This is a genomic window from Desulfosudis oleivorans Hxd3, from assembly GCF_000018405.1.
In the GTDB taxonomy this organism is placed as follows: Bacteria; Desulfobacterota; Desulfobacteria; order Desulfobacterales; family Desulfosudaceae; genus Desulfosudis; species Desulfosudis oleivorans.
On the sequence record NC_009943.1, the window covers coordinates 80,900 to 102,671 of the forward strand.

The 21,772-nt window shown below is 59.1% G+C and carries 22 protein-coding genes; 12 read left to right on the top strand and 10 right to left on the bottom strand.

Features of this window, described 5'->3' with window-relative positions:
• Nucleotides 1-34 precede the first annotated feature (34 nt).
• The 10 genes from DOLE_RS00360 to DOLE_RS00405 form a co-directional block, all read right to left on the bottom strand.
• Nucleotides 35-577: a hypothetical protein gene (locus DOLE_RS00360; protein WP_041280265.1), complete on the bottom strand. Its 543-nt coding sequence runs from the start codon at nt 575-577 to the stop codon at nt 35-37.
• 37 nt (nt 578-614) lie between these two features.
• Complete coding sequence (gene sucD / locus DOLE_RS00365) at nt 615-1,484, bottom strand: succinate--CoA ligase subunit alpha (protein ID WP_012173502.1); 870 nt, start codon at nt 1,482-1,484, stop codon at nt 615-617.
• Nucleotides 1,485-1,531: 47 nt separating this feature from the next.
• On the bottom strand, nt 1,532-2,698 hold the full coding sequence (gene sucC / locus DOLE_RS00370) for an ADP-forming succinate--CoA ligase subunit beta (protein WP_012173503.1): 1,167 nt from the start codon (nt 2,696-2,698) through the stop codon (nt 1,532-1,534).
• Nucleotides 2,698-4,743 carry a pyruvate carboxylase subunit B gene (locus DOLE_RS00375; protein ID WP_012173504.1) on the bottom strand — a complete coding sequence of 682 codons (2,046 nt, stop codon included), beginning with the start codon at nt 4,741-4,743 and terminating at the stop codon, nt 2,698-2,700. The genes sucC and DOLE_RS00375 overlap by 1 nt, the downstream gene beginning before the upstream one ends.
• A 38-nt stretch (nt 4,744-4,781) precedes the next feature.
• On the bottom strand, nt 4,782-5,012 hold the full coding sequence (locus DOLE_RS00380; protein ID WP_012173505.1) for a hypothetical protein: 231 nt from the start codon (nt 5,010-5,012) through the stop codon (nt 4,782-4,784).
• Between the two features lie 18 nt (nt 5,013-5,030).
• Nucleotides 5,031-6,584, bottom strand: a complete 1,554-nt coding sequence (locus tag DOLE_RS00385) for an acyl-CoA carboxylase subunit beta (protein ID WP_012173506.1) — start codon at nt 6,582-6,584, stop codon at nt 5,031-5,033.
• 122 nt (nt 6,585-6,706) lie between these two features.
• Nucleotides 6,707-7,702 (bottom strand): methylmalonyl Co-A mutase-associated GTPase MeaB, encoded by a 996-nt coding sequence (gene meaB / locus DOLE_RS00390; protein ID WP_012173507.1) that lies wholly within the window; start codon nt 7,700-7,702, stop codon nt 6,707-6,709.
• A gap of 175 nt (nt 7,703-7,877) precedes the next feature.
• Nucleotides 7,878-9,998 (bottom strand): methylmalonyl-CoA mutase, encoded by a 2,121-nt coding sequence (gene scpA, locus DOLE_RS00395; protein WP_012173508.1) that lies wholly within the window; start codon nt 9,996-9,998, stop codon nt 7,878-7,880.
• A 43-nt stretch (nt 9,999-10,041) separates the two neighbouring features.
• Nucleotides 10,042-10,449: a methylmalonyl-CoA epimerase gene (mce, locus tag DOLE_RS00400; RefSeq protein ID WP_012173509.1), complete on the bottom strand. Its 408-nt coding sequence runs from the start codon at nt 10,447-10,449 to the stop codon at nt 10,042-10,044.
• A 36-nt stretch (nt 10,450-10,485) separates the two neighbouring features.
• Nucleotides 10,486-11,673, bottom strand: coding sequence for a pyridoxal phosphate-dependent aminotransferase (locus tag DOLE_RS00405; protein WP_012173510.1), 1,188 nt, complete (start codon nt 11,671-11,673; stop codon nt 10,486-10,488).
• Between the two features lie 287 nt (nt 11,674-11,960).
• Here DOLE_RS00405 and DOLE_RS00410 point away from each other — a divergent pair, with 287 nt between their 5' ends.
• From DOLE_RS00410 to gpmI, 12 genes are all read left to right on the top strand, one after another.
• A complete protein-coding gene (locus tag DOLE_RS00410; RefSeq protein WP_012173511.1) occupies nt 11,961-12,146 on the top strand; it encodes a DUF2065 domain-containing protein in 186 nt (61 codons plus the stop codon).
• 169 nt (nt 12,147-12,315) lie between these two features.
• Nucleotides 12,316-13,365 carry a tRNA preQ1(34) S-adenosylmethionine ribosyltransferase-isomerase QueA gene (gene queA, locus DOLE_RS00415; RefSeq protein WP_012173512.1) on the top strand — a complete coding sequence of 350 codons (1,050 nt, stop codon included), beginning with the start codon at nt 12,316-12,318 and terminating at the stop codon, nt 13,363-13,365.
• 93 nt (nt 13,366-13,458) lie between these two features.
• Nucleotides 13,459-14,613 (top strand): tRNA guanosine(34) transglycosylase Tgt, encoded by a 1,155-nt coding sequence (gene tgt / locus DOLE_RS00420; RefSeq protein ID WP_012173513.1) that lies wholly within the window; start codon nt 13,459-13,461, stop codon nt 14,611-14,613.
• Nucleotides 14,614-14,707: 94 nt separating this feature from the next.
• On the top strand, nt 14,708-14,926 hold the full coding sequence (locus DOLE_RS00425) for a NifU family protein (RefSeq protein WP_012173514.1): 219 nt from the start codon (nt 14,708-14,710) through the stop codon (nt 14,924-14,926).
• 166 nt (nt 14,927-15,092) lie between these two features.
• The gene (gene rplU / locus DOLE_RS00430; protein WP_012173515.1) at nt 15,093-15,407 is read left to right on the top strand and encodes a 50S ribosomal protein L21; all 315 of its coding nucleotides are present in this window, start codon (nt 15,093-15,095) and stop codon (nt 15,405-15,407) included.
• 61 nt (nt 15,408-15,468) lie between these two features.
• Nucleotides 15,469-15,720 carry a 50S ribosomal protein L27 gene (gene rpmA, locus DOLE_RS00435; protein WP_012173516.1) on the top strand — a complete coding sequence of 84 codons (252 nt, stop codon included), beginning with the start codon at nt 15,469-15,471 and terminating at the stop codon, nt 15,718-15,720.
• The gene (gene obgE, locus DOLE_RS00440) at nt 15,717-16,718 is read left to right on the top strand and encodes a GTPase ObgE (protein ID WP_012173517.1); all 1,002 of its coding nucleotides are present in this window, start codon (nt 15,717-15,719) and stop codon (nt 16,716-16,718) included. The genes rpmA and obgE overlap by 4 nt, the downstream gene beginning before the upstream one ends.
• Nucleotides 16,708-17,838 carry a glutamate 5-kinase gene (proB, locus tag DOLE_RS00445; RefSeq protein ID WP_012173518.1) on the top strand — a complete coding sequence of 377 codons (1,131 nt, stop codon included), beginning with the start codon at nt 16,708-16,710 and terminating at the stop codon, nt 17,836-17,838. The genes obgE and proB overlap by 11 nt, the downstream gene beginning before the upstream one ends.
• Before the next feature lie 37 nt (nt 17,839-17,875).
• A complete protein-coding gene (locus DOLE_RS00450) occupies nt 17,876-19,132 on the top strand; it encodes a glutamate-5-semialdehyde dehydrogenase (protein ID WP_012173519.1) in 1,257 nt (418 codons plus the stop codon).
• A gap of 27 nt (nt 19,133-19,159) precedes the next feature.
• On the top strand, nt 19,160-19,828 hold the full coding sequence (nadD, locus tag DOLE_RS00455) for a nicotinate (nicotinamide) nucleotide adenylyltransferase (RefSeq protein WP_012173520.1): 669 nt from the start codon (nt 19,160-19,162) through the stop codon (nt 19,826-19,828).
• The gene (rsfS, locus tag DOLE_RS00460; RefSeq protein ID WP_012173521.1) at nt 19,825-20,169 is read left to right on the top strand and encodes a ribosome silencing factor; all 345 of its coding nucleotides are present in this window, start codon (nt 19,825-19,827) and stop codon (nt 20,167-20,169) included. The genes nadD and rsfS overlap by 4 nt, the downstream gene beginning before the upstream one ends.
• Before the next feature lie 25 nt (nt 20,170-20,194).
• On the top strand, nt 20,195-21,730 hold the full coding sequence (gpmI, locus tag DOLE_RS00465; RefSeq protein WP_012173522.1) for a 2,3-bisphosphoglycerate-independent phosphoglycerate mutase: 1,536 nt from the start codon (nt 20,195-20,197) through the stop codon (nt 21,728-21,730).
• The last annotated feature ends 42 nt before the right edge of the window (nt 21,731-21,772 follow it).

The following is a 21,772-nucleotide window of genomic DNA, read 5'->3' on the forward strand; positions in this document are numbered from 1 at the left end:
TCAAAAAGCGGGCTGCCGAAAAACTGCCCGGCAACTACCAGCGCAGGCGAAAAACAACGGCCGGCGTCCCCTCCCAGTTGTGGCCCGCAATTTCCGAGCGGACCGGCTTGTTGATGACCAGCTGAATGGTGCGCTCCATCCAGCCCTGGGCCACATGGTGCAGGATCGTAAAGTTCTGATCAAAACCGATGAGGCCGATGAGGATCTCGCTGTCGGACACCATTTTGAATTCTGTTTTCCCGAAATCGAACTGACTTTTAAACACGCTGTTATAGGCGGTCATGGCGGACCGGGCATCTTTTTTCTGAAGAATGATCTTGTAAATCGAGGTCATGGTGGCTTCTCCGTACTGCCGGCCCCACTCCCTCAAGGTTTCCGGGTTGTCCTTTGCCACCACCCTGGCCACTGCGGTAAAACAGTTTTTATAGGTTTCAAAAGGATACCAGGTTCCGGCAAGAACCCTCTGGGCAATCACTGCCCGGTCCTTATCCGTGAGGAATTTATCCATGGCGCCGGATTTGTCGGCCCGCACCGCCGTTGCAAACATGATAAACATGGAGCCTTTTACCTGTGGCATGGCGCTTCTCCTTATGGATTGACGGCCGGCGGTTCGGTCAAAACACCCTGGCGCAGAGTTCGCCCAGGGTGCCCAGGTTTCGGCACAGGTGAACCCCGGCCCCTTCAAGGGCCGCCAGCTTGCCTTCAGCTGTGCCGCTTTTGCCGCTGATGATGGCGCCGGCATGGCCCATGCGCCGGCCCGGCGGCGCGGTGAGCCCGGCCACAAACCCCACCACCGGCTTGGTGACTTCGGTGGCGATAAATTCAGCGGCCTTTTCCTCGGCATTGCCGCCGATTTCACCCACCATGACAATCCCCCGGGTGTCCGGGTCGTTCTGAAAGGCTTTTAAGCAGTCGATAAAATCGGTGCCGTTGACCGGGTCCCCGCCAATGCCCACACAGGTGGTCTGGCCGATGCCCTGGCCGGTGAGCTGGTGCACCACCTCGTAGGTGAGGGTGCCGGACCGGGAAACCACGCCGATGGGGCCGCCCGGTTTGTGAATGGGACCGGGCATGATACCGATCTTGGCCTGGCCCGGAGTGATGATGCCCGGGCAGTTGGGGCCGATCAGCCGGATCGGCCGGCCCTTGAGGATATGCTTGACCCGCATCATGTCCAGGACCGGAATGCCCTCGGTGATGGCCACGATCAGGTCAACCCCGGCGTATGCGGCCTCGCAGATGGCGTCGGCGGCAAAGGCCGGCGGCACAAAGATCATGCTGCAGTTGGCGCCGGTCTGGTGAACGGCGTCGGCCACGGTGTTAAACACCGGAATGCCGTCAACGTCCTGGCCCCCTTTGCCCGGCGTGACGCCTGCCACCACTTTCGTGCCGTAGGCCACGCACTGCCGGGTGTGAAAGCCGCCCTCCTTGCCGGTGATGCCCTGCACCACCAGCCGCGTCTCTTTATCAACAAATATCGCCATTTTATATTTCTATCCGTCTTGAGTTCAAACCGTTTTCGCTGTTATGGTCAGGCTGCTGCCACAACCTGGGCCACCCTGGCCGCCGCATCCTTGAGGCTGGCCGCTGAATGCAGGTCCAGGCCCGACTCGGCCAGGATCCGCTTACCCTCGTCCACGTTGGTGCCCTCCATGCGAACCACCAGGGGCACATGAATGGCCGTGTTTCTGGCCGCCTGGACAATGCCGCTGGCCAGCACATCACAGCGCAGAATGCCGCCGAAGATGTTGACCAGAATGCACTTGACCTTGGGGTCGCTTAAAATGATGCGAAACCCGTTTTCCACCATCTCGGCATTGGCGCCGCCGCCCACATCCAGGAAGTTGGCCGGTTCGGCACCAGCCAGCTTGATAATGTCCATGGTGGCCATGGCCAGGCCGGCGCCGTTGACCATGTTACCAACATTGCCGTCCATGTTGATGTAGTTCAGGTTAAACCTGGAGGCCTCTACCTCAAGGGGATCTTCTTCGTCAGTGTCCCTCAGGGCCAGAATATCCTTGTGCCGGAACAATGCGCTGTCGTCAAAGTTGATTTTGGCGTCCAGGGCCATCACCGCCTTGTCCGTGGTAAGAATCAGGGGGTTGATCTCCACCAGGGAGGCATCATAATCCACAAAAAGCTTAAACAGGCCGGACACCACCTGAGTAAACGGTTTGATCGCCTCGGCCGGCAGGTTGAGGCCATATGCGGCCTGGCGGCAGTGAAAGGCCGACAGGCCGGCCAGGGGGTTGACAAAGACCTTGAGGATCTTTTCCGGCGTGGTCTCGGCCACGGCCTCGATGTCCATGCCCCCGGCCTCACTGGCCATGATTACGATGCCGGCTGTTTCCCGGTCGGCCACCACGGAGAGGTAAAGCTCTTTTGCAATGCTCACCCCCTGTTCCACCAGCACCTTCTGCACCAGGGTGCCTTCCGGCCCGGTCTGGGGGGTCACCAGCCGGGAGCCCAGCATGGCGCCGGCCAGGGATTTGGCTTCATCAGCGGATTTGGCCAGCTTGACGCCACCGCCTTTTCCGCGACCCCCGGCGTGAATCTGGGCCTTGACCACAACGGGAAAGCCCCCCAGTTCTCCGGCTGCCTCTCCCGCCGCTTCCGCCGTGTTCACCATACGGCCTTCGGGCGTGGGAATGCCATATGTCCGAAACAGCTCTTTTGTCTGAAATTCGTGTATCTTCATCAGCTGACCACGCAGAGTACGGCGTCCTTGGGAACCGAGTCGCCGCTGTCAAAGTTAATGGAGGCGATTTTCCCGGCCACCGGTGCGGGCAGGGCGTTTTCCATCTTCATGGCCTCCAGCACCACCACGGTCTCGCCTTCCGCCACAGTGTCGCCCACCTTTTTGAGGTATTTGACGATCATGCCGGGCATGGGCGCGGTCAGGGGCGTGCCCTCCGTCGGCGCCACCGCTGCCGGCACCGAGATCTCGGTTTTGGCTTCCGGGGCAGGCGCGGGCGCGGCCGGTGCCGCTGTTGCCTGGGCCGCCGGGGCGGCCGGTGCAGCCGGAGCCGCGGCCATGGGCTGGGCCGGGGCCGACCCGAGGCGGGCCGCTGCCTGCTGAATGTAGCTGATTACCGGCGAATCACCGGACTCATCCACGCCCACCTCAAAGTACTCGCTGTCCACAAACACGTGGAATGTTCGGAAAGACTCGCTTTTTTCAGGAATCTCATGCTTGTCGGTCTTTTCCACCACCTTGCCGGCCTTTGCCTTTGCCACCAGGGCCAGCTCGGCCTTTGCCTGCTCCAGGCTCTTGGCCCGCACCGACGCGGGCGGCTCTTCCTGGCCGTACTTCCATTTTAAAAACTTCTTTCCGGTGACCGGGTAAAGGGCGTAGAGAATCAGGTCATCCTCATCCACGGCCAGATCGCCGATCTCTTTTTTGGATTCTTCCAGTTCAGGCTCGAGAATCTCGGCCGGCCGGCCGGTAAAGGGGGTCTCGCCCCGGGGATATCCGGCCAGGGCCTTTTTCTGAAGCGCCGAATCAATAGGTACCGACGTCTTGCCGTACAGACCGTAACAGAGGTCCTTGACCTGGTCGGTGATGCGGGCGTAGCGCTCACCGTCCTTGTCAAACAGCACGTTATTGACCGTCTGTACGCCCACGATCTGACTGGTGGGCGTGACCAGGGGAATCTGGCCCAGGTCCTTGCGCACCCTGGGCAGCTCTTTGTACACCTCGTTAAGCCGATCCAGGGCGTCCATCTCCTTGAGCTGGCCGAAGAGGTTGGAGAGCATACCGCCCGGGGTCTGGTGCAGCAGCACGTTGATGTCGATGACCGACATGGTGGGCTCATTTAAGAACTGCCGGTACTTGGGCATCACCTTCTCTTCCAGGATTTCGGTGATCTCCACCAGCTTGTTGATGTCAAAGCCCGTGTCCCGGTTGGTGCCCAGCAGGGACATGACCATGGGCTCCACCGCCGGATGGGAGGTGCGGTAGGCATAAGGGGAGAGGCAGGTGTCTAAAATGTCCACCCCGGCCTCCACCGCCTTCAGGTGGGACATGGGCGCAAGCCCGGAGGTAAAGTGGCTGTGAAAGTGGATGGGGGGCTTGACGGATTCCTTTAACGCCTTGACCACGTTGAAGATGTCATAGGGCGCCACCAGGCCGGCCATGTCCTTGATGCAGATGGTGTCGGCCCCCATGCTTTCCAGTTCTTTGGCCTTGGTCACAAAGTACTCGACATTGTAAACCTCGCCGCCCAGCCGGGGTTCGGTCATGGAGTAGCAGATGGTGCCCTGAAAGTGCTTGCCGCACTTCTTGATCACCTCCACCACGGTTTCAAAATTGCGAAAATCGTTAAGCGCGTCAAAGGTGCGAAACACATCCATGCCGTTTTCCGCGGCCCGTTCCACAAACGCCCGGGCCACGTCATCGGCGTAGTTCCGGTATCCCACCAGGTTCTGGCCCCGCAGCAGCATGGAGAGCGGTGTTTTTTTGAAATATCGCTTCAGGGTGCGAATCCGCTCCCAGGGATCTTCATTTAAAAACCGGTGCATGGTGTCAAAGGTGGCGCCGCCCCAGACCTCAACGGCCCAGAACCCCACCTCATCCATCAGGCCGGCCACGGGAAGCATGTCCTCGGTGCGGCCACGGGTGGCAAACAGGGACTGATGGCCGTCCCGCAGGGACAGGTCCATGATCTTCAACGGGTTTTCCGCCTTGGGCCGATCCTTGTCGTAATTCATGGCCGTCATTTTGACTGAATGATGGTCGCTCATGGTATGTATCTCCTTGGCTGTGATTGAAAGCTGATCTGTTATTTAATGGACCTGAGTTGCATCAGGGTGCGCAGCTGCATCTGGGTTCGCCGGCTGTCCGTGCCCCACGTGTTTCTGGAGACAAACGGTCCCTGCTCCAGGGCGGAGCGGCCCCGGTTGGCCGCCACCAGGCCGGCCACGGCCGCCATCTCCGCTTCACTCTTTATATAGTTAAGAACCGCCGCGCTGATGGCGGCCTTGATTTTTTTGTCTTTGTTTCCGTCCTTCATGGTTGCCTCCGCGAGTGGTTATACCGGTATATTGCCGTGTTTCTTGGGCGGCCGGGTCTCCCGCTTGGTGCACATCAGCTCCAGGGCCTCGCAGAGATGCTGGCGGGTGTGCCGGGGCATAATGATTGCGTCCACGTATCCTCTTTCAGCCGCCCGGTAAGGATTGGAAAACCGAGCCTTGTACTCCTCGATTTTCTCCTTGCGTTTGGCTGCCGGATCATCGGCGCCCTTAATCTCCTTGCGGTAGATGATGTTGGCCGCGCCTTCTGCCCCCATAACCGCCACCTCGGCCGTGGGCCATGCATAGACCATGTCCGCGCCCAGATGGCGGGAACTCATGGCCAGGTAGGCGCCACCATAATCCTTGCGCGTGATCAACAGCAGCTTGGGCACCGTGGCCTCGGAATAGCACCAGAGCAGCTTGGCACCGTGGCGAATGATACCCCCCCACTCCTGGTCTTTGCCGGGAAGGTAGCCCGGCACGTCGGCAATGGTAAGCAGGGGAATGTTAAAGGCGTCGCAGAACCGGATAAACCGCGTGGCCTTGTCCGCGGCATTGGAGTCCAGGCACCCGGCCTGAACGCTTGGTTGGTTGGCGATGATGCCGAGGCTCCGGTTGTTCATACGGGCAAAACAGATCAGAATGTTTTTGGCGTAATATTCATGGGGCTCAAAAATTTCGCCGTTGTCCACGATGGAACGGATCACGGTTTTCATGTCGTACGGCTTGTTGGGATCGTCGGGCATGAGGGCGTCCAGGGCCGGATCTTCGCGGAAAGGATCGTCCCCGGTAGCGACCACCGGCGGGTCCTCCATGTTGTTGGAGGGAATGTAGGAAAGCAGTTTGCGAATCCGGTCAATGGCGTCCTGGTCGTTTTCGCAGGCAAAGTGGGCCACCCCGCTTTTCTCGTTGTGGGTCATGGCGCCGCCCAGCTCTTCAAAGGTGATGGACTCGCCGGTCACCGCCTTGATTACCTCTGGCCCGGTGATAAACATGTAACTGGTCTTTTTGACCATAAAGACCCAGTCGGTCATGGCCGGCGAATAGACCGCGCCGCCGGCGGTGGGGCCCATGATGGCCGAGATCTGGGGAATCACGCCGGAGCAGAGGGAGTTCCGATAAAAAATTTCACCGTATCCGGACAGCGCGTCAATACCCTCCTGAATGCGCGCCCCGCCCGAGTCGTTCATGCCCACCACCGGGGCTCCGGCCTTGAGGGCCATGTCCATGACCTTGGTGATTTTTTTGGCGTGCATCTCTCCCAGGCTGCCGGCCCGGGCCGTAAAGTCCTGGGAATAGGCGAACACGGGCCGGCCTTCGACCCGGCCATGGCCGGTGATCACGCCTTCCGAAGGGATGGCCACCTTTTCCATGCCGAAGTTGGTGCACCGGTGGGTGACAAACATGTCCAGCTCCCGAAAGGTGCCGGGATCAAAAAGGGCCTCAATCCGCTCCCTGGCCGTGAGCTTGCCCGCCTGTTTATGCTTGGCCACGGCCTCTTTGCCGCCCATCTCCCGAACGGCGCGCTCTTTTTCCTTTAACTCACTGATTCTGTCCTGTGTGTTGCCCATGTTCAACATCCCCTTGCTGTAAAAATCGGTTTTGTCCGGTACGACCGGTGCGCGGCCACAATGCGCCGGCGGCGGGGCAGGGTGTTTTCGTGCCCGCATTGACCACAAACCTCAAAAACCTGCTATACTTTTATTCGCTTGTCAAGATAAAACAGCAGCTTGTCGGCCCCGGCAGCGGCTGTGATCTCGCCGTGCTCCACGCGGGACACCACAGCCGAAAGGCTGTCAGCAATTTCCGGCAGGGCGAAAACCCGCTCCTTTATTCCCTCTTCCAGCAGCCGCCACATCCACTGGGCGGCCTGCTTGCGCCGTTTGGCCTCAAACTCGCCGCTTGCCTGAAGGGTCTTTCTGTGCGCCAGAACGGTCTCCCATATCGTGTCGATATTTTCCCCGGCCAGGGCGCTGCAGGTAAAAACTCTGGGACACCAGGCCGACCCGGATGGAGACAGCATGTGCAGGGCGACTTCATACTGCTGCCGGGCCTGGTCGGCCGCCTTGATGTTTTCGCCGTCGGCCTTGGTCACGGCCACGGCATCGGCCAGCTCCAGAATGCCTTTTTTAATGCCCTGCAACTCGTCCCCGGCCCCGGCCAGGGCCAGGACCAGAAAAAAATCGACCATGGCGGCCACCGCGGTTTCGGACTGGCCCACGCCCACGGTCTCCACCAGAACCACGTCAAACCCGGCCGCCTCGCACACCAGCATGGACTCCCGGGTCCGGGCCGCAATACCACCCAGGGTTTTTCCCGACGGCGACGGCCGAATAAAGGCCCTCGGGTCGGCGGAAAGCTTTTCCATGCGGGTCTTGTCGCCCAGCACGCTGCCGCCGCTGCGGGCGCTGCTGGGATCCACGGCCAGCACGGCCACGGTAAGCCCCTGGCAGGTCAGAAAGGTGCCCAGGGTTTCAATAAAAACACTTTTTCCCACGCCGGGAACCCCGGTGATGCCCACGCGGATCGCCCTGCCCGTGTGGGCAAGCAGCTCCCCCAGCACCTGGCCGGCCACCTTCCGGTGTTCGGCCAGGCCGCTTTCCACCAGGGTGATGGTTTTGGCCAGCATGCGCCGGTCCCGGTTCAGTACGCCTTTTATGTACTCTTCAGGTTTCTGAGGCGTGGACATGGCAGTGCCTTTAATTGCCTGCTGCGGCAACGGAACGGCCTCGTCGCAAAAAGCAGGGAGCCAACTTGTTATTTATATGAATTGCCTCTAACACAAAAATCTTGACGCAAACGCGTTGTTCCGCCCTTTTCCGTCGTGGGCTCTGCGGGCCTTTTATTTTTTTCATGCAAGGCCGTTACCCTGCGGCTTCCAGCACCTTCAGCACCTGGTTGGCCGAGTCGGTGATCACCGTACCCGGACCGAACACCGCGGCCACGCCGGCGGAGCGGAGAACGTCGTAATCCGCCGGCGGAATGATGCCCCCGGCCACCACGTGAATATCATCACCACCTTCGGCCTTGAGGGCCGCGATCAGCTGGGGCACCAGGGCCTTGTGGCCCGCCGCCAGGCTGGAGACCCCCACCACGTGCACGTCGTTTTCCACCGCCATTTTGGCCGCCTCTTCCGGCGTCTGGAACATGGGGCCGATGTCCACGTCAAACCCCAGGTCGGCAAACCCGGTGGCCACCACCTTGATGCCCCGGTCGTGTCCGTCCTGGCCCATCTTGACCACCAGGATTCTGGGTTTGCGGCCGTGCTTTTCGGCAAACTGGTCGGTCCGTTTTCGCAGGGAGGCAATCACCTCGCTGTCGCCGTACTCGCCGGCATAGACGCCGGAGATGCACTGGGTGGTGGCCACAAACCGGCCAAACACCTTTTCCATGGCGTCGGAGATCTCTCCCACCGTGGCCCGGGCCCGAATCGCGGGAATACAGGCCTCCAGAAGGTTGCCGCCGGACCCGGCGCATTGGGTGACCGCCTCAAGGGCCTTTTTAACGGCCTCGTTGTCCCGCGACGCCCGCAATTCTTTAAGCCGGGCCTCCTGCTCCTCCCGCACCGCTTCGGAAACCTCCCGCACCTCCAGGGGGCTTTCGTCAGCCACCTTGTATTTATTGACGCCCACCACGGTCTCTTTTCCCTGGTCAATGCGGGCCTGGCGCCGGGCCGCCGCCTCTTCGATGCGCATTTTGGGCATGCCGGTTTCAATGGCTTTGGCCATGCCGCCCATCTCCTCGATTTCCGCGATGATCTTGCGGGCCTCGTCCGCAATGGCCGCGGTCAGGGCTTCCACGTAGTAGGAACCGCCCAGGGGATCCACCACCTTGCAGACATGGCTCTCCTCCTGAACGATAATCTGGGTGTTTCTGGCCACTCGGGCCGACAGCTCGGTGGGCAGGCTCACGGCCTCGTCAAAGGCGTTGGTGTGCAGGGACTGGGTGCCGCCGAGCACCGCGGAAAGACACTCCAGGGTGGTGCGAATGATGTTGTTGTAGGGATCCTGCTGGGTCAGGCTCCAGCCCGAGGTCTGGCAGTGAGTGCGCAGCATGGAAGACCGGGAATCCTTGGGGGAAAACCGGCCCACAATTTCTGACCAGAGCAGCCGGGCCGCCCGGAGCATGGCAATCTCCATGAAAAAGTTCATGCCGATGCCGAAGAAAAAGGAGAGCCGGGGAGCGAAGGCATCGATATCCAGGCCCGCGGCCAGGGCCGCCTTGATGTACTCCAGGCCGTCGGCCAGGGTAAAGGCGGTCTGAAGCACCGAATCGGCGCCGGCCTCCATCATGTGGTAACCACTGATGCTGATGGTGTTGTATCTGGGCATGTGGGTCGAACAGTATTGAATGATGTCCGACACGATACGCATGGAAGGCGTCGGCGGATAGATGTATGTGTTGCGGGTGAGATATTCCTTTAATATGTCGTTCTGAATGGTGCCGGCCAGCAGTTTCTGGTCCACGCCCTGCTCCTCGGCGGCCACGATATAGGCGGCCAGCACCGGCAGGACCGCGCCGTTCATGGTCATGGAGACGGACATCTTATCCAGGGGAATGCCGTCAAACAGAATCTTCATGTCCTCGATCGAGTCAATGGCCACACCGGCCTTGCCCACGTCCCCCGCCACCCGGGGATGATCCGAATCGTAGCCCCGGTGGGTGGCCAGGTCAAAGGCCACGGAAAGCCCCTTCTGGCCGGCGGCCAGGTTCCTGCGGTAAAAGGCGTTGGACTCTTTGGCGGTTGAAAAACCGGCGTACTGGCGAATGGTCCAGGGCCGTCCCGCGTACATGGTGGCCTTGACCCCCCGCACAAAGGGGGTCTCTCCGGGAAGTGTGTCCACGTGGGACAGGTTTTCCGCGTCCTCTTTTGTGTAAAGGGGCTTGATGGTGACGCCTTCCGGTGTTTTCCATAACAGGGAATCGACCGGCTTGCCCTTCATCTCTTTTTCCGCCATCTGTTTCCATTTTTCCGTGTTGGCCATGGGTCCTCCTTATATGATCGACGCGTGGTCCTTGTCTTTTTTGTTATCCGGATCGTTCACACAGCTCCACCAGCACACCGCCGGTGGCTTTGGGGTGAATAAAGGCGATTTTCCCGCCGCCGGCCCCTTTTCTCGGGATTTCGTCGATCAGGGCAACGCCCTTTTCCTTTAATTCAGCCAGAGCCGCCTCGATGTTTTCCACGCGAAAGGCGATATGGTGAACACCCTGGCCTTTTTTCTCGATATATTTGGCCACCGGGCTCTCCGGGCCGGTGGCTTCCAGCAGTTCGGCCTCGCTTTCACCCACCGGCAGAAAGGCGGTGGTCACCTTCTGCGCTTCAACGGTTTCCGTGCCTTCAAACGGCAGGCCCAGCATGTCGCACCAGAACTTTTTGCCCTCTTCAATGTTGTTGACAGCGATTCCCAGGTGGTCAATCTTTAAAATCTTCATATCTCTCTCCTGTATGGTGTTACATCGATTGTTCGTTTAACCCGCGTGTCGTGCTTCGGCCATGGCCCGGGCAAAGCCCGGGGCCGCGTTTTTGATGGTGTCGTCTTCCACGCAGAAAGCCAGCCGAAAGTGGCCGGGCCGGCCGAACCCCACGCCGGGCACCGCCAGAATGCGCTGCTCCTGCAGAATCTTGACAAACGCTACATCATCCGCCTGCGGCGATTTTGGAAACAGATAGAAGGCCCCGGCCGGTTTTATAAAATCGTATCCCGCGTCGGCCAGAAGATCACAGAGCAGGTCCCGCTTTCTGGCATATTCACCGATATCCACGTGCTGGCCCTGCATGAAGGTGATCACCCGCTGCATCAGGGCCGGGGCATTGACAAACCCCAGCACCCGGTTGGCAAAGGTCATGGCATCCACCAGCTCCCGCCGGCAGGCGGTGGCCGGGTTGACTGCCACAAACCCGATGCGCTCACCGGGCAGTGACAGGGTTTTGGAGTAGGAGGAGACCACCAGGCTGTTCTCATAGGCGGGAAACAGGGGCGGCACGACAGTTCCATCATACACGATGTCCCGGTAGGGCTCGTCCGAGATCAGGTAAATGGGGCGGCCGTGCTCCCGGCTTTTTTCAGACAGCAGGGATCCCAGGTGTTCCAGGGTTTGCGCGGAATAGACCGCGCCGGTGGGGTTGTTGGGTGAATTGATGATCACGGCCCGGGTTTTTTTATCCATGGCCTGTTCAAGGGCCGCCAGGTCGATATCAAATTCAGCGCCGGTCTGGACCGTCTTAAAGCAGCCACCGTGATTTTCCGTGTAAAACCGGTACTCCACAAAAAAAGGGGCCAGCCCCACCACAATGTCGCCGGGATCTAAAATGGCCTTGAGAATCACGTTAAGGCCGCCGGCTGCACCGCAGGTCATGAGAACGCCGTCTGCCGACACCTCGGCCTGCTGCTCCATGGAAACCTGGTCGGCCACGGCCTGCCGGGTTTCGGGATAGCCGGCATTGGGCATGTACCCGTGTCCGGTGTCCGGGCCGGCCGACACATCGGCCAGAACCTTTTTAAACCGTTCCGGCGGCGGTACATTGGGGTTGCCCAGGCTGAAATCAAACACGTTGGATGCGCCATGGGCCGCCCGCAGCCGGGCCCCCTCTTCAAACATCTTCCGTATCCAGGAAGACGCGGACAGGCACGCTTTTACATTTTTGGATATCGGCATGAACGGCTCCGCCGGCGCCCCCTGCTGTGCCGGGATGATCGCCGGATTTGAAGGTGTTTCAACCGGTTCGAAAATCTCTCCATCAAGCGTTGGAGAATAAAGGATTCCACTTCCTTTGTCAATGGCTATTTCGGCCGGCCAGACACCGATTCTTCCGGCCGGTGCCGGCCTGGCCGCCTGTTTTGCTTTGACATTCCGGCAGAAAGCCCCGTATACTGGGCACCCTGAACCAGCCGGCCCGGTCTGGTCGAAATAAAGGGACTGCCTCGTAAAGAAGGTAAAACGATATGAAATTTTTTCTCTGCGTCATCGGCATGGTCATGATCATTGAGGGCATGCCCTATTTTGCCTTTCCCGAAACCGTCAAAACCTGGCTGAAACAGCTTCTGGAGCTGGAGCCCCGGGTGCTGCGGCTCTTCGGTCTGACCCTGATGCTGGCCGGGCTGGGCCTGGTCTACCTGGGCAACCAGTAGTCCGGGTATGGCATAAATTTTTCCGGCACACACAAAAATTTATATAAATTACAGTTGGATGCAATGGGGTTCGGTGTTTTTAAAAACCGCAACCGCTCACAAACGATTTGAGGTTCTTTACACCCCGTTTTTATATAAGAATTTCATGAAATATCCGGGCTAAGCTTTTATGTTTCTTGTCTCCGATTACGATTATGACCTGCCGCCGGACAGAATCGCCCAGCAGCCGGTAACCCAACGGGACAGCAGCCGCCTGCTGCGGCTGGACCGCGCCCGCGGCGGCATTTCCCATCACCGGTTTTACGACCTGCCCGACCTGTTGCGGCCCTCGGACCTGCTGGTGGTCAACAACACAAGGGTGGTGCCGGCCCGGCTGGAAGGGATCAAGGAGACCGGGGGCCGGGCCGGGGCGCTGATCCTGGATTACCCGGGCGTCCGCACGGAAAAAGGCGTGATATGCCGCTGCATGGTCAAGGCCTCGGGCCGCCTTCGGCCGGGCACGCGGTTTCTCTTTGAAGACAGGCTTTCCGCCAGCGTGGTGGACGCCGCCGACGGCCTCTACACCCTTTGCTTTTCCTGCGACGGTGATTTTGACCAAACGCTTTTTGCCGTGGGACGAACCCCGCTGCCGCCCTATATCACACGAAACCGGGACGGGGCCCCCTGCGACGACCGGACCTGTTACCAGACCGTCTATGCCGACCGGGACGGGGCCGTGGCCGCGCCCACGGCCGGGCTTCACTTTACGCCGAACGTGCTGGACCGTCTGGCGGCAAAAGGCATCTCCACGGCACCGGTCACCCTGCACGTGGGCCACGGCACCTTTCTGCCGGTGCGGGTTTCCGACATTCGGGACCATGCCATGCACAGCGAACGATTTGAGGTCCCGGCAGCTACGGCGGCAGCCATCAACGCCACCCGGCGCGACGGCGGCCGGGTGGTGGCTGTCGGCACCACGGTGGTCCGCACCCTGGAGTACGTGGCCCGCACATGCGGCGAGATTCGCGCCTTTTCCGGCGCCTGTGACCTGTTCATCTACCCGGGGTATAATTTTCAGGCCATCGCCGCCATGATCACAAATTTTCACCTGCCCCGGTCCACCCTGCTGATGCTGGTCTCCGCATTTACCGGCAGAGAAAAGGTTCTGGCCGCCTATGAAGCAGCCATTCAGGAAAAATACCGGTTCTACAGCTACGGTGACGCCATGTTGATAGAATAATAAGGCCGGGTTCATCTTGAATCCTTCGCTTCCAGCAATCCAGAAAAGAGCCTGAAAAACAAACAACAACAGACTTTATTTACGGAAAAACGCATGTTTCAGTTTGAAACCACGACCGCCTGTCCCGACACAAAGGCCCGTACCGGAAAAATGACAACCGCCCACGGCGACGTGGCCACCCCGGTGTTTATGCCGGTGGGCACCCTGGCCACGGTCAAATCGCTGTCGCCCGAAGATCTTGTCGCCTGCGGGGCCCAGATCATTCTGGGCAACACCTATCACCTCTACCTGCGGCCGGGGTGCGACATCATTGACGCCTTTTCCGGGGTCCATGCCTTTATGGGCTGGAACCGGCCCCTTCTCACGGACAGCGGTGGGTTTCAGGTCTTTTCCCTGGCCAAGCTCTCCCGCATCACCGAAGAGGGGGCCGCGTTTCAGTCCCATCTGGACGGCTCCAGCCACCTGCTGACACCCGAGTCGGTGATCGACATTCAAAACCGGCTGGGTTCCGACATTCAGATGTGCCTGGACCAGTGCATCGCCTTTCCGGCCGAAAAAGGGGCGGCCCGGGACGCGGCAAACCTTACCACCCGGTGGGCCGGCCGGTGCCGGAACCGGTGGCAAGAGACCGGCGGTCCGTCCCGGTGCGGGCTGTTCGGCATTGTCCAGGGCGGCATGTTTGACGACCTGCGCGCCGATTCGGCCGGCCGTCTGGTGGACCTGGACTTTTCCGGGTATGCGGTAGGCGGCCTGAGCGTGGGCGAACCGATAGAGACGCGGCTGGCCGTGGCCGAACACACCCTGTCCCTGCTGCCGCCGGACAGGCCCCGCTATATCATGGGCGTGGGTACGCCGGCGGAGCTGGTGGAGCTGGTGGCCCTGGGCGCAGACATGTTCGACTGCGTCATGCCCACCCGGAACGCCAGAAACGGCAAACTTTTTACCAGCTTCGGCGCCATCAACATCCGCAATGCCTGCCACGCGAAAGAGACCGGGCCCGTGGATCCGGCATGCACCTGTTACACCTGCACCCGCTTTTCCCGGGCCTATCTCCGACACCTGTTCATGTCCCGGGAGCTGCTGGCCTATCGCCTTGCAACTCTTCACAATCTCTTCTATTATATAAACCTGATAAACGACGCACGCGCCGCAGTGGCTGCCGGCCGGTTTGCCGCCTTTCGAAAGGCCTTTTACGCCGCGCAGCAGGCGACAGGCCCCACGGGAAAAGAGCCCTGCGCCGGCTCTTGACTGACAAAGGGGCCGCTGTCCCGGCCGGGTAAAACCTTCGGCACCGGTTCCCGTCAATGGCGTGCGGTTGTGGTGAACCAGACAAGGAGACAAGATGAAAGAACAGGTAAAAGCGGCCCTGGACAAAATCCGGCCCCAGCTTCAGGCGGACGGCGGTGATGTGGAACTGGTGGATGTGGAAAACGGAAACGTGTCGGTGCGGCTCAAGGGGGCCTGCGCCGGATGTCCCATGTCCCAGATCACCCTCAAGCAGAGAATTGAGGCCTATCTGAAAAAAACGGTGCCCGGTGTGATCAACGTCGAAAAGGTCTGACCCGGCCCATACCGCCCGGTCTCCGTCAAGAGGCGGCGGAATATAAAACAATCCGGCCGTCAAAAGCAAAAAAACCCCTTGACAAACAGGCTTTGCCGTCTATAATAACCAGATTTGTCAGCCGCCTGATGTTCAGGCGATTTTGAAAATATCACAAGGAGTTGGCATGTACGCTGTAATTGCTACCGGTGGAAAACAGTACCGGGTCGAAAAAGACGAGGTGTTGAGGCTTGAAAAGCTTCCCGGTCAGGTGGGGGACACGGTCTCCTTTGACCAGATTCTGCTGTTTTCAGACGGCGAATCCGTTTCCGTGGGAACCCCTGTTCTGGGCAATGTCACTGTCTCCGGTAAAATCGTGGAGCAGGACAGGGCCAAAAAAATCCTGGTCTTTAAAACCAAGCGACGGAAACGGTATCGTCGCAAGCAGGGTCACCGCCAGTCGTTTACCGCCGTCCGGATCGAAACCATTCAGGCGGGATAAGCCCGGCAACAGACTAAGGAATACACAAAAAGTCCTTTTTTGTTTATAAGGAGCAGTAACCATGGCACATAAAAAAGCAGGCGGCAGCTCGAAAAACGGCCGCGACAGCAGGGGCCAGCGCCGCGGCGTAAAGCGGTTCGGCGGCGAAAAGGTTCGTGCCGGCAACATCCTGGTACGCCAGCTGGGCACCCATTTTCATCCCGGAAACAACGTGGGCCTGGGCAGGGACTACACGCTGTTTGCCAAGATCGACGGCGTGGTGACCTATGAGTCTTCGGGGGCCCGCAAACAAGTCAGCGTTTATGCCGATTGAAATTCATTGACGAAGCCACGATCACGGTCAGCTCCGGCAAGGGCGGCCGGGGATGTGTCAGTTTCCGACGGGAACGATTCGTCCCCCGGGGCGGCCCGGACGGCGGAGACGGCGGCAGTGGCGGCAGCCTTCTCTTTCGCGTAAATCCCTCCAAACGCACCCTTTACGCCTTTCGTTCCAAAAAACAGTTTGCCGCGCCCAACGGCGCGCCCGGCGAAGGCCGGCAGAAAACCGGCAAGTCCGGCGACGATCTTGTCATTGAGGTGCCGCCGGGAACCCTTATCTTTGACGCTGACACCGGCGCAATTATTCGGGACATGGTTTCCCCGGAAGAAGACTTTGTGTTTCTGACCGGGGGCCGGGGCGGCAAAGGCAACAAACATTTTGCCACATCCACCCACCAGACCCCCCGGTTTGCCCAGCCCGGAGAACCGGCCCAGACCGCCACGGTAAGGCTGGAGCTCAAACTGCTGGCCGACGTGGGCCTCATCGGTCTGCCCAATGCCGGCAAATCCACCCTGCTCTCCGTAATCTCCGCGGCCCGGCCGGCCATCGGCGCCTATCCCTTTACCACCCTTTCCCCCAACCTGGGCATGGTAACCCTTGCCGGTGCCGAGCCTTTTGCCGTGGCTGATATTCCCGGCCTGATCGAAGGGGCCCACACCGGGGCCGGCCTGGGCATCCGCTTTTTAAAACACATTGAGCGCACACGGCTGCTGGTTCACCTGATCGACGCCTCCGCCATCGACCCGGCGGATCCGGTTGCCCCCTTTCGGATCATCAACGCGGAACTGGCCATGTTCAGCCCGGCCCTGGCCGAAAGGCCACAGGTGGTGGTGTTAAACAAGATGGACCTTACCGGCGCCGAAGCGCTGGCCCAACAGTTTATCAACGCTGCCGGCATTAAAAAATGCTTTCTGATTTCCGCGGCCACCCGGTCCGGGGTGGAGGAGTTGAAAAAACATCTGTTTGAGTTATTATGCAGCCATGACACCTGATGAAAGACACCGCTATTTTGACCAGGCCACCCGCGTTGTCGTCAAGGCCGGCAGCAACATTCTGACCGGGGAAAACGGGCTCAACCTGACAGTGGTCCGGTCCATCAGTAAAGAGATCTGCCAGCTGATGGAGCGCGGCCTGGAGGTGCTCTTTGTCTCCTCCGGCGCCATGGCCTGCGGAACAAAAAAAATGGACATGAAGCAGCGGCCGGCGGAGCTTCCCCAGCGACAGGCCGTTGCCGCCGTGGGTCAGGCCGGACTGATCCTGGCCTATGAAAAAGCCTTTGCAAAACACGGCCGGCAGGTGGCCCAGATCCTGCTGACCGGCGACGACCTCTCCAGCCGGAAACGCTACTTGAACGCCCGCAACACGCTCTACACCCTGCTGTCGTGGAAGGTGGTGCCTGTCATCAACGAAAACGACACCGTGGCCGTAGAAGAGATCAAGTTCGGCGACAACGACAACCTGGCCGCCATGATCGCCCTGCTTATGGACGCCCACCTGCTGATAAACCTTACCGACATCGACGGCCTGTTCGACAAAGACCCCCGGTCCCATGCCGACGCAAAGCGCGTAGAAACCGTGACCGCCGTCACCCGCAGCCTGGAACAGGCCGCCGGCCGGATGCCGGGAGCCCTTGGCACCGGGGGCATGATGAGCAAGATACAGGCCGCCAAAAAAGCCACCTGCTCCGGCGTTCCCGTGGTCATTGCCAACGGCCGGCGGAAAAACATCCTAACCGACCTGTTTGCCGGAAAGCCCGTGGGAACCTTTTTCCTGCCCACCGAACAGAAGCTGTGCAGCCGAAAGCGGTGGATCGCCTACAGCCTGAAAACCCGGGGCACCCTTACCGTGGATGAAGGCGCGGCCGGCGCCATTGTTCACAAGGGAAAAAGCCTTTTGCCCGGGGGCATCACTTCGGTTTCCGGAGACTTTTCCCATGGCGCGCCGGTGGACATTCTCTCCGCGTCCGGCGAGCATCTGGGCATCGGGCTTGTCAACTACAGCGCCGCCGAAATCCGCGCCATAAAGGGGCTGAAGACCGGTCTGATTGAAAAGACCCTGGGCGCCAAACCCTACGACGAGGTGGTTCACAGAAACAATCTCGTTCTGGTGTAAACCGCCGCGCTGTCCGTAAAAAGAAAGGATGCTGCTCATGACCATTGAAGCCACCATTGTTGATATCGCAAAGGCCGCCAAAAAAGCGGCGTTGGCCATGGCCACCTGTCCCACGGACAAGAAAAACCAGGCCCTGCTGGCCCTGGCCGACCGGCTCCATAAAGACGCGGCCCTCATTCAGGCGGAAAACAAAAAAGACCTGGAGGCCGCGAAAGCGACGGGGCTTTCTTCGGCCATGATCGACCGGCTCACCGTGAGCGATGCCGTTATCGCCTCTATGGCCGACGGCCTGCGGGAAGTAGCGGCCCTGCCCGACCCGGTGGGCGCCAAAAGCGCCACCTGGCGCCGGCCCAACGGCCTGGAAGTGGCCCGCATGCGCATTCCCCTGGGCGTGATCGGCATCATTTATGAGTCCCGTCCCAACGTAACCGTGGACGCGGCCGGGCTCTGCCTGAAGGCGGGCAACACCGTGATCCTGCGCGGCGGCTCCGAGGCACTGCACTCCAACCGTGCCCTGGCCGCAACCATCAGCGCGTCCCTGGCCGAATCCGGACTTCCGGAAACCGCGGTACAGGTGGTTCCTGTGGCGGACCGGGAAGCGGTCACCCATCTGCTGGCCCAGGAGGAATATATTGACCTGATCATTCCCCGGGGAGGAGAAGGCCTGATCCGTTTTGTGGTGCAGCACTCCTCTATTCCGGTGTTAAAGCACTACAAGGGTGTGTGCCATGTCTACGTGGACCAGGACGCGGACATGGAGATGGCACGGGCGATCTGCTTCAACGCAAAAGTCCAGCGGCCCGGTGTCTGCAATGCCATGGAGACTCTGCTGGTCCACAGGGATGCGGCCCAGCGGTTTCTTCCGGATATGGCCCGGCAGTTTGCTGATGCCGGCGTGGCCTTAAGGGGGTGTGCCGCCACCCGGGCCCTTCTGCCCGGTATCGAGACGGCGGAAGAGGCGGACTGGTACGCGGAATACCTGGACCTGATCCTGGCCGTAAAGGTGGTGGACTCCATGGATGCGGCCATTTCCCATATTGCCACCTACGGATCCTCCCACACGGAAGTCATTGTCACCAACAGCTACGACCGGGCCATGCGGTTTCTGGCGGCGGTGGACTCGTCTGTGGTACTGGTCAATGCCTCCACCCGGTTTAACGACGGCGGCCAGCTGGGCCTGGGCGCGGAAATCGGCATCAGCACCTCAAAACTTCACGCCTTCGGCCCCATGGGCTTAGAAGAGCTGACCACCACAAAATTTATTGTTCTGGGCAATGGCCAGATCCGGGAGTAGCCGGACCATCTGCCCGAAGGGTTGCCCGTGCCAACGGCGGGAATAATAAAAAAAGGGTTATTCGGCGGAACCTTCAACCCGGTGCACACCGGCCATGTCTGCCTTACAAACGCCCTGCTGAAGGATTTTCCCTTAGACCGGGTGATTGTTGTGCCCACGGCCCGGCCTCCCCACAAGCCGGTGGACTATATTGCCGACCCTGCCGACCGGTTTCACATGGTGGGCCTGGCGTTTGAAAACATGGCCGGCGTGTCCGTGTCCGACGCTGAGATGGTCCAGACCGGACCGTGCTACACCATTGACACGGTCCGTTATTTTATATCCTCTGATCCACAATCCTCTTTTTATCTGATCCTGGGGCTTGACGCCTTTCTGGAGCTTGACACCTGGAAGTCCTACATGTCCCTGGTGGCCAGCCTTCCCCTGATTGTCTTTTCCCGGACCCTGGACCACGCTTCTGAAAAAACCGCGTTTGAAAACTTTCTTACCTCTACACTTTCAAAGGCCTACGTGTTTTCTGAAAAACAGGCCGGTTATGTTCACCCGACGCTTTATCCGGTCTTTTTTTACGCGGCCCGGCATTTTGATATATCGGCCACCGGCATCCGCGCCCGCATAAAGGCCGGGCTTCCCATAAAGGGACTTGTGCCCGACCCGGTGGCGCAGTATATTCGAAAAAAAGGACTTTATATATGACAGCTTCATCGAAAACGGAGATTGAGCCTTACCTTACCGCCATCAACGGCATGAAGGCGGAAAACGTCGTGGCCCTGGATGTGAGCCGGCTGACCTCCATCGCTGATGTGTTTATTCTCTGCGAAGGCCGTTCCAACCGGCAGGTGTCGGCCATCAGCGACCATATCGTCAAAGCACTAAAAGACCAGGGCATCAAGCCCCTGTCCATGGAGGGCGTCTCAGAGGGCCGCTGGGTGCTGCTGGATTACGGCGATGTGATTATTCACGTGTTTTACGAATCGGTGCGCGCTTTCTATGATATTGAAGGGCTGTGGGCCGATGCCCGGCGGATTGAAGTTTAAACCCTGTTTCCAACGGATATAAATAATGACAAAAGCAACTCCCCCCTGCATGTTGATGATTCTGGACGGATGGGGCCTTAACCCTGAAACAAAAGGCAATGCCGTGGCCGCGGCCCGCACCCCCCATCTGGACCGGCTTTTTTCCGAATATCCCCATACCCGGCTTGTCTGTTCCGGCGAAGCAGTAGGCCTGCCGCCCGGATATATGGGCAACTCCGAGGTGGGTCATTTAAACATCGGCGCCGGCCGGGTGGTGTACCAGGAACTGATGCGTATCAACGTGGCCATTCAGGACGGATCTTTTTTTAAAAATACGGTTATTGTTCAGCTGATGGACCAGGTCACAAAAAAACAGGGCCGGCTTCACCTGATCGGTCTTCTGTCTGACGGCGGGGTGCACAGCCACCTGGATCATTTAAAAGCCCTTGTGCGCATGGCGTCAAACAAAAACCTGCCGGTGCTCATTCACACTATTTTAGACGGCCGGGACACGCCGCCGGACAGCGGAAAAACATATATGGCCGATCTCTGTGAATTTCTGGCCGATTATCCCTCGGCTTCCGTTGCCACAGTCTGCGGCCGTTTTTACGCTATGGACCGGGACACCCGATGGGACAGAACAAAAAAAGCCTATGACCTTTATACCCTGGGGGAAGGAACCCGTGAATCCGATCCGGTGACGGCCGTTAAAAACGCCTACCTGCGCGGCGAAACCGATGAGTTTGTCACGCCTGTTATTATTGCTTCCGGCAGCCAGGACGGCGGTACCGTTGCAGACAACGATGGTATTCTTTTTTTTAATTTTCGGGCCGACCGCATGCGCGAGATTGTCCGTGCCTTTACAGACCCTGATTTTTCTTTTTTTAATCGAAAAAAAACGCCGGCCGTCGCACCCCCTGTCTGCATGACCCTGTACGATAAAACCTTTCCTCTGCCGGTGGCCTTTCCTCCTGAAAATCCGCCCAACACCCTTGGAGAGGTGATCAGCCGGCAGGGTTATTCTCAGCTCCGTATTGCGGAAACGGAAAAATACGCCCATGTCACCTATTTTTTTAACGGCGGCGTGGAAACCCCTTTTACCGGAGAAGACCGCAAACTGATTCCCTCTCCCCGGGAGGTGGCCACCTATGATATGAAACCTGAGATGAGCGCCCCGCAAGTGGCGAATACGCTTGCGGAAGAGATAATAAAACAAAAATATGATTTTATTGTGGTCAACTTTGCCAACATGGACATGGTGGGTCACACGGGCATCTTTGCTGCGGCTGTTGCTGCCTGTGAAACAGTGGATGCGTGTATAGGAAAAATTATTCCCCTTTTTCTTAAATCCGGCGGCGTGGTCCTGGTCACTGCGGATCACGGCAACTCCGAACAGATGGAAGATCAAAACGGGCATCCCTTTACGGCTCACACCACCAATCCGGTTCCCCTGATCCTGGTGGATGAAAACAGAAAGCAGATAATTTTAAAAGAGGGAAAACTGGCGGATATCGGTCCCACCATTCTTTTTATTATGAAAATTGATCAGCCGGCTGAAATGACAGGCAATTCTCTACTTTAACGGCTTTTTTCTTTTTTTTTTATTCGCCCATAAAACTTTTTA